Raw genomic sequence first — 14,971 nt, 5'->3', positions numbered from 1 at the left:
ACGATGCGACCAGTCTAGAAACGCCGAAAACACGCAGCAATTGGTGCGTTGGGCCGCGCGACTGGTGAGGTTCCGTGCCGGCCTAAAGAAATCTTCAGATGCGATCGGCGCGCGCCGGTGCTATGTTGGCTTTCCGGCCGCGCGACGCCGCGCGCCTTCATCCGAAGCCGATCATGAGTTTCCCTGACGAAGACGATTTCCACCGGCTGCTCGACGCGCTGACCACCTGCGTGCTGCTGCACGACGCGCCGACGAAGGCGATCGTGTGGGCGAACCGCGCCGCGTGCATCGCGCTCGGTTTTTCCGTCGAGGAACTGCTGCCGCTGAAGGCGCCGGACATGACGCGTCCCGAGCCGAAATACCAGCGCGAGATCGCCGTGAGCGCGTGGGATCGCGCGCTCGTCGACGGGCCGCAGGTGTACGAATGGTGCTACCGGTCGCGCACGGGCGTCGACATGCTGTCCGAGGCGACCGCCACCTACGTGCCGCTGCGCGGGCGCGACGTCGTGATGGTGCAGTTCCGCGACATCAGCGCGGAAGAGGCGGTGCGCCGGCAGCTGCGCCGCTACGAGGCGCGGCTGCGCGAATTCATGCAGGATCTCGACGAAGGTATCGCGGTCGTCACGCCGCGCGGCGGCGTGCAGTTCATCAGCGAGTCGGGCCGCCGCGTGCTCGGGCTCGCGCCCGACGAAGCGCTCGGCGAGGTGCTTGACTACTGCTCCGAGGCCGATCGCGACCGGCTCGTCGCGCAATTGCACGATGCGCCGTCCGCGTGCCCGTCGGCGCCGCAGCGCTACCGGATCGTGCGGCGCGACGGCTCGCCGTGCTGGCTGCGCATCCTGTGCCGGCAGGTCGAGATCGAGGGCGACCTCGACGGGCTGCTCGTGCAGTTTCGCGACGTGAGCGACGAAGTCGCGATCGAGGACGCGCGCCGCGCCGAAGCGCGCATGCTCGAACACGCGGGCCGCTACAACGCGATGGGCGAGATGGCGAGCGTGATCGCGCACGAGCTGAGCCAGCCGCTCGCGGCCGTACGCAATTTCATCGAAGGGGCGGTGCAGCGGCTGAACGGGCGTGGCGCCATCGACGACGCGATCTGGGGGCTGCGCAGCGCGGACCGCCAGGCCGAGCACGCGGCGCTGATCATCAAGAGCGTGCGCGAATTCATCGTGAAGCGCGAGCCGGTCGTCGCGCTCGCCGACCTGCGCGACATCCTCGCGGATGTCGCGTATTTCATCGAGCTGCGTGCGAAGGAGGCCGGCGTGACGGTCGCGATCGTGCAGGCCGATGCGCCGCTGCCGATCCGTTGCGAGCGCGTGCTGATCGGGCAGGTGATCCTGAATCTCGCGTTCAATGCGATCGAGGCGTTTGCCGGTTGCGATCGCGTGCCGCGCATGCTGACGCTCGGCACCGCGAACGTGGCCGGGCACGCCGAGCTGCGCGCGATCGACAACGGCCCGGGCATCGCGGCCGGCGCGCACGGCCGGCTGTTCGACGGCTTCTCGTCGTCGAAGGCCGGCGGCAACGGGATCGGACTGTCGCTGTGCAAGAGCATCGTGACGCGTCACGGCGGCCGGATCGGCGCGAGCCCGGCCGAGGGCGGCGGGCTCGACTGCCGCGTGACGCTGCCGCTCGCGGGCGCGTAGCCGTAGTCGCTGCATCGCGTTAAGGCTGCAATGGACATCACGGCGCGCCCGCGGCGCATGATGGAGCGACGCCCGGCCCATGGTCAGCGCCCCAGCGCCCGCGCGGTCCGGCCGCCGATGCCGAAGTCGGTGTTCGGGATGTCCTTGATGATCACGCGCGTGGCCTGCAGCGGTGCATCGAGCACGTTCGCGCCCGCGTCGGACAACGCGGCGATCAGCGCGCGCTTTTGTTCATCGGTGCGGCCGGCGATCAGGATCGCGACGATCACGGGCAACGACGGCGGCGCGCCGTCGGCGGCGGTGCGCCCGCCAAGGCCGATATGCGTGGCGGGCAATTCGGTGAGCAACACGCGCACCGATTCGAGCGGTGCACCGATCGCGTCGACGGTCGCACCGCTGAGCCGCGCGATCAGTTCGGCCTTGCGTGCATCGTCATGGCCGGCGGGCAGGAATACTTCGAGTGTGGGCATGGTCGTCCGGAAAGGTGAAGGTTGCCGGCTCACCTTTGCGCTTGCAGCGGCGAACCGGCCACGGCTCACAGCAGGAAGCCGATCGCGCTGAGCGCTTCGGTCGAGTCGATCAGGCGCACGACCTTCTCGGCAATCCGCATCTCGCCGTCGGCATCGACGTGCAGCGTGTGCGTGACGTCGGCCGCGAACAGCGTCGCGACGCCGCGCTTGTACGCGACGACGACCTGCGCCGATTTCAGCTCGACGGTGCCGGCGCTGCCGCTTTCCAGCGTGAAGCGCGACACGGTGCGCACCGTGCGCGCCGCGTCGGCGGCCGACGCCGAGTAGCCGGACACCATCCGCTGCACGCGCTTCTCGCGCATGTCCTGGTCGTCGAACACGTAGTTCAGCGTCGCGGCGAAATCGGTCGTGTCGGGATCGATCGGCACCACGTAATGGCCGGCCGGATCCCACAGGTCGAGCCATGCGCGATAGTCGCGGCGGTCGAGCATCTCGGCTTCGCGCCACACGAATTCGACCGCGCGGGCGAAGGTCTGCTCGGAAAAGAGGGCGTTGCGGTCGTCCATCATTGCTGCTCCATCATCTTGCGCCATTGCTGGTAGGCCTCGCGCATCCCGGTTTCGTCGGTCGCATGGGCGGTCTTTTCGCCGTTCGCGGCGGTCGTCTCGCGGTTCAGCCCGCGATTCACGAGAATCGGCACGTCGGGGCCCGCGTGCGCGCCGCGCTGCACGCGCTCCCACGCTTCCGCGTCGTCGGGGCTCCCGAAACCGAACGGGCCCTGGAAGTGCTCGTGAATGCGCAGCCGCTCGCGGTTCGCTTCGTCGGGGCCGCCGTCCATTGCGAGCGCGACGTGGCGGATCTCGGTCTCGTTCGCCGCGATCGGCCGCAGCACGCGGAAGAACGCCATCGACAGCGCGAGGTTCGGGAACAGGTTCAGGTTGAAGCCGACACCCATCAGCGAGCGTACGATGCGACGCACTTCGTCCGGCGAGTGGCGCTCGGCGAGCTTCGCCGCGAGCGGCGCGAAGCGCTCGGGCAGCGGTGCGCCGTCGTCTTCGTCGAGATCGATCAGCTCGGGCATCAGCACCGCGAGGCTGTGGCCGTTGCCGAGCCCGCGGCAGAACGCGTCCTCGCTCGTCATGAAGCTCGTGATCGCGGCGGCCGTCTCGTCGTCGATCGACTTCATCCACGACTTGTGCACGACCGGGAAGTGATAGAGGTCGGTCGTGTTCTCGAGCTGGATCTTCCAGTTGCCCTTGAACTTGAACTTGTGCTCGCCGTTCGCCTTGATCGGGTAGCCGGCGCCCTGCTTCATGAACAGGTCGATCCACGGCTTCGCACCGCCGAGGAAATCCTCGAGCGGCTCGATCGTGTCGTTGAAGCTCGCGAAAACCAGCCCCTGGTACACGCCGACGCGCAGCTTCACGAGCGGCAGGTCGCCCTTCTCGCACACGCCTTCGTAGCCGTCGCCGTACGGCAGCGCGCGCAACGTGCCGTCGAGCGCGTACGACCAGCTGTGATACGGGCACGTGAAGCCCTTTGCGTTGCCCTTGTGCGATTCGCAGACGGTCGCGCCGCGATGACGGCAGCGGTTCTGCAGCACGTTGATTGCGCCGGTCTTGTCGCGCACGACGATCACCGGCTGGCGGCCGATCGTCGTCGTGATGAAGTCGCCCGGATTCGGCAGCTCGCTCTCATGCGCGACCCAGATCCAGGTGCGGTAGAAGATGCGGTCGAGCTCGGCTTCGAACAGCGCGGGATCGTGATACATCGCCGGCGCGATGCGGTCGGGTTGCGCGAGGCCGTGCAACGCACGGGTGTCGATCGTCTGATAGGGAATGTCGCTCATCGTTGTCGTGGGGAAGAGTCGCGAAATCGGGCCGCGCAGCGCACGGTATCGAGTACCCAGTCTCGTCTCCTGCTACATATCCGTCAAATTGATCTAAAATTGGCAACTCAATAAATACGGCAAATGATGGAGGCTACGATGACGTCGGTCGATCATCTCGATCTGAACCTGTTGCGCGTATTCCAGGCGATCGTCGAGGAACGCAGCCTGACGAAGGCCGGCGAGCGGCTCGCGTTGTCGCAGCCGGCCGTCAGCTATTCGCTCGGCCGGCTGCGCACGCTGTTCGACGATCCGCTGTTCGTGCGCACGCGTTCGGGCATGCAGCCGACGCCGGTCGCGCTCGAACTCGCGGGCATCGTCGGCAAGGCGCTCGACATGGTGCGCGTGGCGCTGCGCTACGCGGAGCGCTTCGATCCGGCCACGAGCACGCGCACGTTCCGGCTGTCGTTGTCGGATGCCGGCGAGATGGCGTACCTGCCGGCGATCTGCCAGGCGCTGCGCGAGCGCGCGCCGCGCGTGACGCTGAGCGTGCAGCCGCTGCCGGTGGAAGAGATCGAGGAAGCGCTGCGCGCGAGCCGGCTCGATTTCGCGATCGGCAACCTGCCGGAACTGATGCCGCGTACGCGCCACCAGGTGCTGTTCGAGGAAACGTATGTGTGCATGACGGGCCGCCGGCGCGGGTTGCCGAGCGGCGGCGCGCTGAGCCTCGAGCAATTCGTGCGCGCCGCGCACGTCAATGTGAAATCGGTCGAGCACAGCCACCACGCGCTCGACGACGCGTTGCGCGCGCAGGGTGTGGGCCGCAACATCGCGCTCGAGGTGCCGCACTTCGTCGCGCTGCCGAGCGTGCTGTCGGTCACGGATCTCTACGCGACGCTGCCGAAGCGGCTCGCGCGGATCCTGAACCGCGACAACGCGTTCCGCCTGTACGACCTGCCCGTCACGCTGCCGCCCGCGCCGGTAACGATGCACTGGCACGAGCATTTCCATGAAGACGAAGGCAACGCGTGGATGCGCACGCTGCTGGCCGAGCTTGTCGAGGGGTTCGACAACGCGTGACGGCGGCCGGCGCGTGCCGGATGCGTCAGAGATCGAGCACCAGCACCGCCGAGCGCGCGCGCGACACGCAGCAGCAGATCACCGTGTTGCTCGCGCGCTCGGCCTTGCTGAGACAGTGGTCGCGATGATCGGGCTCGCCGTCGACGACGGGCACCATGCAGGTGCCGCACACGCCTTCGCCGCACGACGTGTCGACCTCGACGCCGATGCGCGCGAGCGCGTCGACGATCGACGTGTCGGGCGTGACGCGTACCGATTGCCCGCTGCGTTGCAGACGCACTTCGAATCCATCGGCAGGGGTGGGGGCGGCATCGGCGGCGACCGGTTCCGCCGCGAACCGTTCGAGATGGATCGAGTCTTCGGGCAAGCGCGTCGCGGCTGCCGCGACGACCGCCTCCATGAACGGCCCCGGGCCGCACGTGTAGACGTGCGCGTGTGCGTCGACCGATTCGACGCAGCGGCCCAGCGCGGCCGCGAGCGCGTCGGGCTCGACGCCGTAGTGGAACGTCACGTGCGACGCGAACGGCTCGGCCGACAGTTCGTCGACGAAGGCCGCGTGCTCGCGGCTGCGCGCGAAGTAATGCAACCGGTAGCGGGCGCCGCGCCGGTGCAGCGCATACGCCATCGACAGCAGCGGCGTGATGCCGATGCCGGCCGCGATCAGCACGTGCTCGCTCGCGTCGTCCGTCAGACGAAACAGGTTGCGCGGCGCGCCGATCGACAGCTCGGCGCCGACCTGCACATCGTCGTGCAGCGAACGCGAGCCGCCGCGCGACTGCGCCTCCTTCTTCACCGCGAACAGGTAGCTGCCGCGTTCGTCGGGGTTGCCGCACAGCGAGTATTGCCGCGTGACGCCGGACGGCGCGGTGACGTCGATATGGGCGCCGGGTTCGTACGCGTCGAACGGCTGGCCGTCGATGCGCGAAACCCGGAAACAGCGGATGTCCTGCGCCGCGTCGATCAGCGCGTCGATCCGGACCTGGTGGCGGTTCGCTTGCATGGGAAATTCCGTGGGGTACGAGGAAAGCGGCGCGGCAGACACCGCGCCGTCATGCGATCGAGAATAGGGACGGGCATCGCATAAATCAAATCGATTAAAAAGCGATACCTGAATCAGTGGGGCGGATGATGGTCGGCGACGGAGCGCGCCCGTCGTTCAGCGTGCGGCGATTGCGTTGCCCGCCTCGGCCGCCTGCGGTGCCGCTGCCGACGCATGGCCGCGCTCGCGATCGAGGCTGCGGCGATAGTGCCGGCAGCCGGCGGCGAGCAGCAGCGCGGCGAGCGTGGCCGCCGCGACATTGACGATCGACATCGAATGGCCGACCGCCGCCGGCGCGCCGAACACGCGATCGGTGAACAGCGCGACGACGGTCGTACCGATCCCGAGCGCGATCAGGTTCGACACGAGCAGGAACAGCGCGGAGATCTGCGCGCGCATCTGGTTCGGCGCGAGCGTCTGCATCGCGGCGGTCGACGTCGGCATCGGGAACGACGCGAAGAACATCGCGACGACGAGCATCGCGAGCGAAGCGGGCAGCGAGTCGAGTTGCGTGAACAGCGTCGCGGGAATCACCATGCACGCGGCGCCGATCGCGCCGGCGCGCATCGGCGCATCGCTGCGGCCGCGCCGCAGCATCCAGTCGTTGAGCCAGCCGCCGCAGAACACGCCGGCCGTGTTCGCGACCAGCAGCACGATGCCGAGCGTGTAGCCGGCTTCGACGGCCGTCATCCCGAAGCGGCGGATATAGAACGCGGGCGTCCAGCTCAGCAGGCAGTACAGCGTCATCGCGTAGAACGAGAAGCCGAGGTAGTGGCACGCGAAGGTCGCGCGATGCGTGCCGACGAAGCGCAGCGAATCGCGCATCGACACGCGCCGCACGGCGCCCGAGCGATCCTGCGCGAGCCCCTTGCGCTGCGGGTCGCGCACCGTCGCCGCAAACAGCAGCGCGACCAGCAGCCCCGGCAGCCCGACGATCAGGAACGTGACCTGCCACGCATGCACCTGCCCGACCACCGGCAGCGTGAACGCGCTCGCATGCTTGAGCAGCGCGATCACGTAACCGCCGATCAGGAACGCGACGCCGCCGCCGATGAACGAACCGAGCGAATACACGGCGATCGCGCGCCCGAGCTTCTCCTTCGGGAAGTAGTCGGCGAGCATCGAATACGCGCCGGGCGACAGCGCGGCCTCGCCGACGCCCACGCCCATGCGCGCGATGAACATCTGCGCGAAATGCTGGCTGAGCCCGCACGCGGCGGTCGCGACGCTCCACAGCGCGATGCCGAGCGAGATGATCCGCGGGCGCGCGTAGCGATCGGCGAGATACGCGACCGGCAGCCCCATCACCGCATAGAACAGCGAGAACGCGAAGCCGTTGAGCAGGCTGAACTGCGTGTCGGACAGATGCAGGTCGCGCTTGATCGGCTCGATCATCAGCACGAGGACCTGGCGGTCGACGAACGAAAAGACGTACGCGAGCATGCAGATGACGACGACATACCATTCGTACGTATAGCGCTTGCCGTCGGCAGCGCGGGCCGTGGATGCGGACATGCGGATTCTCCAGGAGCGGGCGGTGGGGATGCGCGGCAGCGGCCTGGCGGGCCGGGCGCCGTCGCGGCGCGAAAGCGTGCGGGGGGGCACGTGTCGGAGACGCAGCGTAGTCGGCCAAATCCGGCCGCCATAGCCGGAGTGACAGCCGCGCCACACGGGCATCTACCGACCCGGATAAAGAAAACACCAGGGTGACGCGCGCCGGCCGCCGCGCGGCGCGCTTGCAGCGGGGCGCGCGCGCATCATGCGGCGCATCTATAAGCGTTATAGAGCGCATTGCGTCGACGTCCGAAATTGTCGTTCCTAGACTCGGCCCGTTTTTGATCGGCTGCGTTGGCCCTTCGCGGCGAACGCGCTTCACACCAGCCGGCGCGATACCGACAGGCGCCGGAACCTCTACGGGACGACGACGATGACTCAACCGAACGGGCGGGCCGACCGGCTTGCCGTACCGCTTGCCGCGCTGCTGGCCTGCGCGGCGCTGCCCGCATTCGCGCAATCGAGCGTGACGCTCTACGGCCGCGTCGACACCGCGATCGAATACGCGAACGCCGGGCCGAACCACGTGACGCGCATGGGCAGCGGCAACCTGTTCGCGTCGCAATGGGGGCTGAAGGGCGTCGAGGATCTCGGCGGCGGCTACGCGACGATCTTCAAGCTGGAGGACGGCTTCAACGCGGCCAGCGGCGCGCTGTCGAACAGCAGTGCGCTTTTCGGCCGCGAGGCGTGGGTCGGCATCACGGGGCCGTTCGGCGGCGTGCAGTTCGGCGAGCTTTACACGATCCTGCACACGACACTCGTCACGTACAGCCTGCCCGGACTCGGCGCGGGGCTCGCGTGGGGCAACGCGACGAACAACTTCGTCGGGCCCGCGTTCCTGCGCGTGCGCAACTCGATGCGCTATACGTCGCCGCGCTATGCGGGCCTCATGTTGCGCGCGATGGCCGCGCGCGGTACCAACGGCGCGGCCGGGCAGCCGGCGACGCTCGGCGATACGTACGGCGCGGGGCTCAACTACGTGCGCGGCGGCCTGTCGGTCGACATCGACTACATGCAGCAGAAGTTCAGCCCGGTGGCAGCGGCCGCGCTCGGCGACACGAGCCCGGCCGCGAACGGCAACTACACGCTCGGCGCGATTTCGTACGACTTCAATGTCGTGAAGGTCGCCGCGCTGTACCTGCGCCATCGCGGCGGCCCCGACATCGCGACCGCGATCGACAGCCAGAGCGCGTATCCGCACAGCGACATCATGGAGCTGAGCGCGACGGTGCCGATCGGGCGTGCGTCGCTGCTGCTGAGCGTCGGCCATTACCGCAAGGTCGCGGACAGCGACGGCAACGCCGATTCGTACGGCATCCGCTTCGACTATCCGCTGTCGAAGCGCACGGTGCTGTACACGGGCGCCGCGATGGTGCGCAACGGCGCGCATGCGCGCTTCGTCGTCAACGGCGCGGCGGGCGGCGGCGTCGCGGTCGCCCGGCCGGGCGCAACGGCGAGTTCGATCGTCGCGGGCATCCTCACGTCGTTCTGAGCGGCGCGCGCCGCTGCCCGCTTGCGCCGCTCGCATCGTCATGCGCAGGCGGGCGGTTGCGGCGCGAGCCATGCGTCGAACGGCGCCAGCTCGCCGATGTTGAACAGCTCGAGCAGCAGCGCGCGCAACCAGCGATGGCCGGGGTCCGCGTCGAAGCGCCGGTGCCAGTACGCGTTGACGGCCCATTCGCCGGCACCGGCGATCTCGTACAGGGCGCACGGCTGACGCGCCGCAAACGTGATCGCGATCGTCTCCGGCAGGATCAGCGCATAGTCGCCGTCCCGCAGCAGCGCGGGCACCACCATGAAATCGGGTAGCGCCGCGCGCACGCGCGGCATCAGCCCGTGCCGCTCCAGCAGCTGCATCGATTGCGGATGCGACGTGACCGCGACGAAGCGCAATGTGTCGGGCGCCGTGCCGTCGAGCACGTAATCGTCGGGGAGCGCGACGCGCTGCGCGGTGCGGCGCGGCATCAGCAGCACGCAGCGCTCGTGCAGCAGCGCGGTGCGCTGGAAGTGGCTCGACGCGTCGGCGAAATGCCCGAGCGCGAAGTCGATGCGTCCCGATTCGAGCGCGACGTTGAGCTGGCATTCGTCGACGTGCAGCGTCTCGATCACCGCGCCCGGCGCGCGGCGGTCGAACGCGGCGAGCAGCGTCGGCAGGAACGCGCTCGCGGCGAAATCGCTCATGTGCAGGCGGAACACGCGCTGCGTACTGTCGGGCGTGAAGCGCGACCCTTCGTCGAGCACGTCCTGCAGGATCGCGAGCGCCTTGTCGACCGAGATCGCCAGCCGCTGCGCGCGCGGCGTCGGCTCGACGCCGGTGCCGGTGCGCACGAACAGCGCGTCGCGGAACATCAGCCGCAGCCGGCCGAGCGCATGGCTGACGGAAGGCTGCGTGACGCCGAGCCGCAGCGCCGCGCGACCGACATGCCGCTCCTCGTAGACCGCGCGAAACGTCTTCAGCAGGTTGAGGTCGAGATCCTGCACGCGCAGTTCGGACAGGTCGCTGTCGTGCGGCGCGGAATCGGCGCGGGTCGGGGCCGCCGGGCGGCCGGTTGCGGCGTGCGTCATCGGGATTGCCTCGCGGTGACGGAAGGCGCATGGCCGTAACGCCGCGCATACGCCTTCGCGAAATGGCCGAAGCCATGGATGCCGTGCGCGATCAGCACGTCGGTCACGCTGCACGTGTCGCCGCGTTGCAGCGCCGCGTGCACGGCGGCGAGCCGGCGCTCGCGCACGTAGGCGGCCGGCGTGGTGTGCAGGAACGCGCGAAACGCGTGCTGCAGCGTGCGGGGCGCGACGCCCGCGACGGCCGCCAGCGCGGCGAGCGCAAGCGGCTCGCCGAGGTGCGCGTCGACGTGATCGCACGCGCGGCGCACATGCGCCGGCAACGGCTGCGTGCCGCGCGCGAGCGCGTCGCTGTACGAGTGCGGCAGGTGCGTGAGCAGCAGCGACATCAGCCATGCGGTGAGATCGGCGCCGAAGAGGGGCGACGCCGTGCCGATGCGCGGTTGTGCGCCGAGCTTGCACAGGTATTCGAAGGTCGGCAGCACGAGCGCGGCGCCCGTGCCGGTGCCGCCGGCCGCGAGGTCGAATTGCAACGGCCGCGTGAGCGTTGCCCGCAGCATGTGCTGCAGCTTGCGTTCGAGCGCGCCGCGTTCGAGCCGCAGCACGAGGTTGCGGCAATCGGGGCTCGTGCTCAGGCGGCTGGCGAGCGCGGGCGACGATACGGTCAGCTCGCCCGGGCCGGCGCGCGCGACGACGCTGCCGGCCTGCAGTTCGCAGGCGCCGGCGAGCGTCAGCCTGAACAGGAAGTGACCGGCATCGTCGCCGAAATCGATGCGCGTTTCGCGGCCGTAGCAGAGTTCGAGCAGCGCGCCGTGATGCAGCGGCACTTCGTACAGCTCCGCATGAAACGGATCGCGGCCGCGCGCGGCCATCCGGTGCGGCCCGAGCCGGTGCGCGACCGCGCGTTCGACTTCGTCGGGGGCATGCAGCGTGCCGAGCCGGTTCGGCGCATGGCGGGAAAGGGCGATATCCATTCACGGACCTCGTATCGGATGCAGGGGCGCGGTTTCGTGCGTGCCGCCCCGATTGCGTTGCGCGAACGGGCGTGCCGTTGCGCGTTTTGAAGCGACGCGGCGGGGGCGGACGCGTAGTCTCGGAAGCACTCATTCACCGGGAGAAGACGATGAAGGTATGTGTTCTGGGCGGCGGCCACGGCTGCCATGCGGCGGCCATCGACCTGTTCGAGAAGGGCCACGACGTGACGTGGTGGCGGCGCGACCGCGAGCCGCACGCGCGGCTGCGCGAGCTTGGCGTGCTGAACGTGACCGACTATCGCGGCAAGCGGACGGTGCCGCTCGGCGACGCGCCCGGCGCGATCCGCCTGACCGACGATCTCGCGGCCGCGCTGCACGGCGCGCGGCTCGTCGTGGTGCCGCTGCCGGCCACCTCGCACGACGCGCTCGCCGCGCAGGTCGCGCCGCTGCTGGAGGACGGCCAGGTCGTGTTCCTGCCGCCCGGCACGTTCGGCAGCATCGTGTTCGCGCGCGCGGCGGCCGATGCCGGCAACCGTTCGCGGGTCGCCTTCGCCGAGACGGGCACGCTGCCGTATCTCGTGCGCAGGCACGGCGACAACGACGTCGTGATCAGCGCGTACGCGACGCGGCTGCCGACCGGCGTATTTCCGGCGAATGCGGCCGGCTGGGCGTTCGACGTGCTGCGCGCGGGTTATCCGTCGGTCGAACCGGTCGAGGACGCGTTGTCCGGCGCGTTGATGAACGCGGGCCCCGTGATCCATCCGCCGCTGATCCTGATGAACGCCGGGCCGCTCGAACACTTCGACGCATGGGACATCCACAACGAAGGCACGCAGCCGTCGATCCGCCGCGTGACGAACGCGCTCGACGCCGAACGCATCGCGGTGCGCGAAGCGCTCGGTTACCCGGCGCCGCATTTCCCGCTCGCCGATCACTACGCGACCGACGGCGACGAATGGATGTACGGGCGCGGCGCGCACGGCAAGCTGACCGATAGCGGCGACTGGCGCGAGAAGATCGATCTGCGCACGCATCGCTACATGCTCGAAGACACCCGGCTCGGGCTGTCGTTCATCGTGTCGTGCGGGCGCCGGGCCGGTGTGCCGACGCCTGTCGCGCAGGGGCTGCTGAGCATTGCGAGCGCGGTCGCGGTGCGCGACCTGTATGCGGAAGGCCGCACGCTGGAGCGGCTCGGGCTCGCCGCGCTGTCGAAGGACGCGATGCGCGCGCTGCTCGACGCGGGGTACGCGGCATGAAGGCGGGCGCCGATGTGACGCGCGTCCACGTGCTCGGCGCGGGGCGCATGGGGCAGGGGATCGCGCTCGTGTTCGCGTTCGCGGGGCTCGACGTGACGCTGATCGACTTCAAGCCGCGCGACGCGGCCGGATGGCGTGCCTTCGAGGCACGCACGCGCGACGAGATCGAGAGGCCGCTGCACGCGCAGGTCGCGCTCGGCCGCATCGACGCCGCGCAGGCCGAAACCGTAGTCGCGCGCATCGCGCTGGTCGCACGGGACGGTGCGGCCGATGCGGTGCGGCAGGCCAGCATCGTGTTCGAGGCGTTGCCCGAAGTGCTCGATGCCAAGGCCGACGCGCTGCGCTGGCTCGGCGCGCATGTCGGTGCGCATGCAACGATCGCGTCGACGACGTCGACGTTCGTCGTCACCGAGCTGCAGCGCCACGTCGCGCATCCGGCGCGGATGCTGAATGCGCACTGGCTGAACCCCGCGCTGCTGATGCCGCTCGTCGAGATCAGCCGCAGCGATGCGACCGATCCGGCCGTCGTCGAGTCGCTTTCCGCGTTGCTCGAACGTGTCGGCAAGAAGCCGGTGATCTGCGGGCCGGCGCCCGGTTATATCGTGCCGCGCATCCAGGCGCTCGCGATGAACGAAGCCGCGCGGATGGTCGAGGAGGGCGTCGCGAGCGCGGCGGACATCGACACGGCGATCCGCACCGGTTTCGGCCCGCGCTTCGCGGTGCTCGGGCTGCTCGAATTCATCGACTGGGGCGGCTGCGACATCCTGTACTACGCGTCGCGGTACCTGGCCGGCGAGATCGGCCCGCGTTTCGCGCCGGCCGCGAGCGTCGTGCGCAACATGGAAGCCGGGCGCGACGGCGTGCGCACGGGCGCGGGCTTCCACGACTACGCGGCGGTCGACGTGCCCGCGTACATGCGGCAGCGGCTCGGCGAATTCGCGCGGCTGCTCGATCACCTGGGGCTGGCGCCGGCGTTCGACGGCGCGCGGCGGGAGGGCGGCAACTAGGCGGCGCGCCGGGTTGGCGGGCGCGGCCGGTGGCACGCGCCCGGAACGGCCGCGCCGGCCGCCGCCGTGTTCGCCGCCTGCCGGTGCGGATCGGCCCGCTTGCGCGGATCGCAGCGTCGTGGTCACGCCGTGTCGCCGCGCGTGCCGGTAGCGGGAGCGGCGGGAGCAGCGGAAGCGGCCCTCACGATCCGCGTTTCGCGCATCACGCACAGCGTCGCGACGGTGACGAGGCCGAGCGCGACGAGAAACAGCGACACGGGCCACGATGCGTGATAGCGCGCGAGCAGCGCGGTGGCGATCAGCGGCGACATCCCGCCGGCGAAGATCGACGCGACTTCATGCCCGAGCGCGACGCCGGAGTAGCGCACCTCGGTGCTGAACAGCTCGCCGACGAGCGCGGGCAGTGTGCCGATCATCGCGCCGTGGCTGACCGCCGTGCCGACCGTCAGCGCGAGCCAGACGAGCGGCGTCGCGCGCGTGTCGAGCAGCCAGAAGAACGGGAATGCGCACGCGACGAGGCTCAGCGCGCCGATCAGGTACACGGGCTTGCGGCCGATCCGGTCGGACAGCCGGCCCCACGCGAGCATCGCGCCCATCTCGACGATCATCGCGATCATCACGCCGGTCAGCATCACGCCGTTCGGGATGCCGACGTATTTGCCGTAGACGAGCGAGAACGCGAGAAAGATGTAGGCGCCGCCGTTCTCGGCCACGCGCAGCCCCATCGCGAGCAGGATTTCCTTCGGATGGCGGCGGATGCACTCGACGATCGGCAGATGCGTGTGCGCGCCGCGCCGGCCGGCCTGCTCGAAGTCGCGGCTTTCGGGCAGATGACGGCGGATATAGATGCCGATCGCGAAGATCGCGATGCTCGCGAGGAACGGCAGCCGCCAGCCCCAGGTGCGGAACGCGTCGTCCGGCAGCGCCTGTGCGGCGAGAAACGCGGCCGACGACAGCACGAAGCCGCCGCCCACGCCGAGCTGGCTCCACGCCGCGTAGTAGCCGCGCTGCTCGGGCGGCGCGTTCTCGCTGATCATCAGCACGCCGCCGCCCCATTCGCCGCCGGACGCGATGCCTTGCAGCAGGCGCAGCACGACGAGCGCCGCCGGTGCCCACAGGCCGACCTGCGCATAGGTCGGCAGCAGGCCGATCGCGAAGGTCGACGCGCCCATGATCAGCAGCGTCCACACGAGCGACGCCTTGCGCCCGTAGCGGTCGCCGACGTGGCCGAACACGATCCCGCCGAGCGGCCGCGCGACGAAGCCGAGCGCGAATGCCGCGAACGCGGCGAGGCTGCCCGCGAGCGGCGACGCGCCGGGCGGAAAGAACACGTGGCCGAACACGAGCGCCGCGGCCGTACCGTACACGAAGAAGTCGTACCACTCCATCGCGTTGCCGGCGACGGAGGCGATGACGATCCGGCGCAGCTGCCGGTCGGCGAGCGGCCGGGCGGCGCTCGGGGATTGCACGGTGTCGGTCGGGTACATGGCGGACTCTGAAGGGGGGGCGGGCGCGTGCCGTCTTTGCGGCACTGCGGGCTAGTGTTGTCGGCCCC

13 protein-coding genes are annotated in these 14,971 nt (G+C 69.7%); 5 read left to right on the top strand and 8 right to left on the bottom strand.

Going from position 1 to position 14,971, the window contains the following annotated elements:
- The first annotated feature begins 98 nt into the window (after positions 1 to 98).
- The gene (locus ACTJLD_RS08090) at positions 99 to 1,646 is read left to right on the top strand and encodes an ATP-binding protein (RefSeq protein WP_440658497.1); all 1,548 of its coding nucleotides are present in this window, start codon (positions 99 to 101) and stop codon (positions 1,644 to 1,646) included.
- Between the two features lie 83 nt (positions 1,647 to 1,729).
- Here ACTJLD_RS08090 and ACTJLD_RS08085 read toward each other — a convergent pair whose 3' ends face one another.
- The 3 genes from ACTJLD_RS08085 to ACTJLD_RS08075 form a co-directional block, all read right to left on the bottom strand.
- Entirely contained in the window at positions 1,730 to 2,116 is a 387-nt protein-coding gene (locus tag ACTJLD_RS08085; protein ID WP_060359744.1) for a tautomerase family protein, read from the bottom strand.
- 65 nt (positions 2,117 to 2,181) lie between these two features.
- Positions 2,182 to 2,685: an aromatic-ring-hydroxylating dioxygenase subunit beta gene (locus tag ACTJLD_RS08080; protein WP_124534405.1), complete on the bottom strand. Its 504-nt coding sequence runs from the start codon at positions 2,683 to 2,685 to the stop codon at positions 2,182 to 2,184.
- A complete protein-coding gene (locus ACTJLD_RS08075; RefSeq protein WP_226157856.1) occupies positions 2,682 to 3,965 on the bottom strand; it encodes an aromatic ring-hydroxylating oxygenase subunit alpha in 1,284 nt (427 codons plus the stop codon). Before ACTJLD_RS08075 ends, ACTJLD_RS08080 begins: the two co-directional genes overlap by 4 nt.
- A 138-nt stretch (positions 3,966 to 4,103) precedes the next feature.
- Here ACTJLD_RS08075 and ACTJLD_RS08070 point away from each other — a divergent pair, with 138 nt between their 5' ends.
- Complete coding sequence (locus tag ACTJLD_RS08070) at positions 4,104 to 5,024, top strand: LysR family transcriptional regulator (RefSeq protein WP_027790835.1); 921 nt, start codon at positions 4,104 to 4,106, stop codon at positions 5,022 to 5,024.
- A 25-nt stretch (positions 5,025 to 5,049) separates the two neighbouring features.
- Here the strand turns inward: ACTJLD_RS08070 and ACTJLD_RS08065 are convergent, their stop codons facing one another.
- On the bottom strand, positions 5,050 to 6,024 hold the full coding sequence (locus ACTJLD_RS08065) for a PDR/VanB family oxidoreductase (protein WP_440658496.1): 975 nt from the start codon (positions 6,022 to 6,024) through the stop codon (positions 5,050 to 5,052).
- A 156-nt stretch (positions 6,025 to 6,180) separates the two neighbouring features.
- Positions 6,181 to 7,578 carry a spinster family MFS transporter gene (locus tag ACTJLD_RS08060; RefSeq protein ID WP_321883395.1) on the bottom strand — a complete coding sequence of 466 codons (1,398 nt, stop codon included), beginning with the start codon at positions 7,576 to 7,578 and terminating at the stop codon, positions 6,181 to 6,183.
- A 412-nt stretch (positions 7,579 to 7,990) separates the two neighbouring features.
- Here ACTJLD_RS08060 and ACTJLD_RS08055 point away from each other — a divergent pair, with 412 nt between their 5' ends.
- Positions 7,991 to 9,109, top strand: coding sequence for a porin (locus ACTJLD_RS08055; RefSeq protein WP_440658494.1), 1,119 nt, complete (start codon positions 7,991 to 7,993; stop codon positions 9,107 to 9,109).
- Between the two features lie 38 nt (positions 9,110 to 9,147).
- On the opposite strand, the gene ACTJLD_RS08050 is transcribed toward ACTJLD_RS08055, so the two are convergent.
- Positions 9,148 to 10,182 carry a LysR family transcriptional regulator gene (locus ACTJLD_RS08050; protein ID WP_060208263.1) on the bottom strand — a complete coding sequence of 345 codons (1,035 nt, stop codon included), beginning with the start codon at positions 10,180 to 10,182 and terminating at the stop codon, positions 9,148 to 9,150.
- Positions 10,179 to 11,153, bottom strand: a complete 975-nt coding sequence (locus ACTJLD_RS08045) for an AraC family transcriptional regulator (protein WP_124544284.1) — start codon at positions 11,151 to 11,153, stop codon at positions 10,179 to 10,181. The genes ACTJLD_RS08050 and ACTJLD_RS08045 overlap by 4 nt, the downstream gene beginning before the upstream one ends.
- 149 nt (positions 11,154 to 11,302) lie before the next feature.
- On the opposite strand from ACTJLD_RS08045, the gene ACTJLD_RS08040 reads away from it, so the two are divergent.
- Both ACTJLD_RS08040 and ACTJLD_RS08035 read left to right on the top strand, forming a co-directional pair.
- Positions 11,303 to 12,409: an NAD/NADP octopine/nopaline dehydrogenase family protein gene (locus ACTJLD_RS08040; protein ID WP_440658492.1), complete on the top strand. Its 1,107-nt coding sequence runs from the start codon at positions 11,303 to 11,305 to the stop codon at positions 12,407 to 12,409.
- The gene (locus ACTJLD_RS08035) at positions 12,406 to 13,416 is read left to right on the top strand and encodes a 3-hydroxybutyryl-CoA dehydrogenase (protein ID WP_440658491.1); all 1,011 of its coding nucleotides are present in this window, start codon (positions 12,406 to 12,408) and stop codon (positions 13,414 to 13,416) included. Before ACTJLD_RS08040 ends, ACTJLD_RS08035 begins: the two co-directional genes overlap by 4 nt.
- Before the next feature lie 122 nt (positions 13,417 to 13,538).
- Here ACTJLD_RS08035 and ACTJLD_RS08030 read toward each other — a convergent pair whose 3' ends face one another.
- The gene (locus ACTJLD_RS08030) at positions 13,539 to 14,903 is read right to left on the bottom strand and encodes an MFS transporter (protein WP_060373502.1); all 1,365 of its coding nucleotides are present in this window, start codon (positions 14,901 to 14,903) and stop codon (positions 13,539 to 13,541) included.
- Between the last annotated feature and the right edge of the window lie 68 nt (positions 14,904 to 14,971).

Source organism: Burkholderia sp. 22088 (assembly GCF_052045915.1).
Taxonomy (GTDB): Bacteria; Pseudomonadota; Gammaproteobacteria; order Burkholderiales; family Burkholderiaceae; genus Burkholderia; species Burkholderia cepacia.
This window is presented reverse-complemented; position numbering and strand designations above follow the sequence as displayed.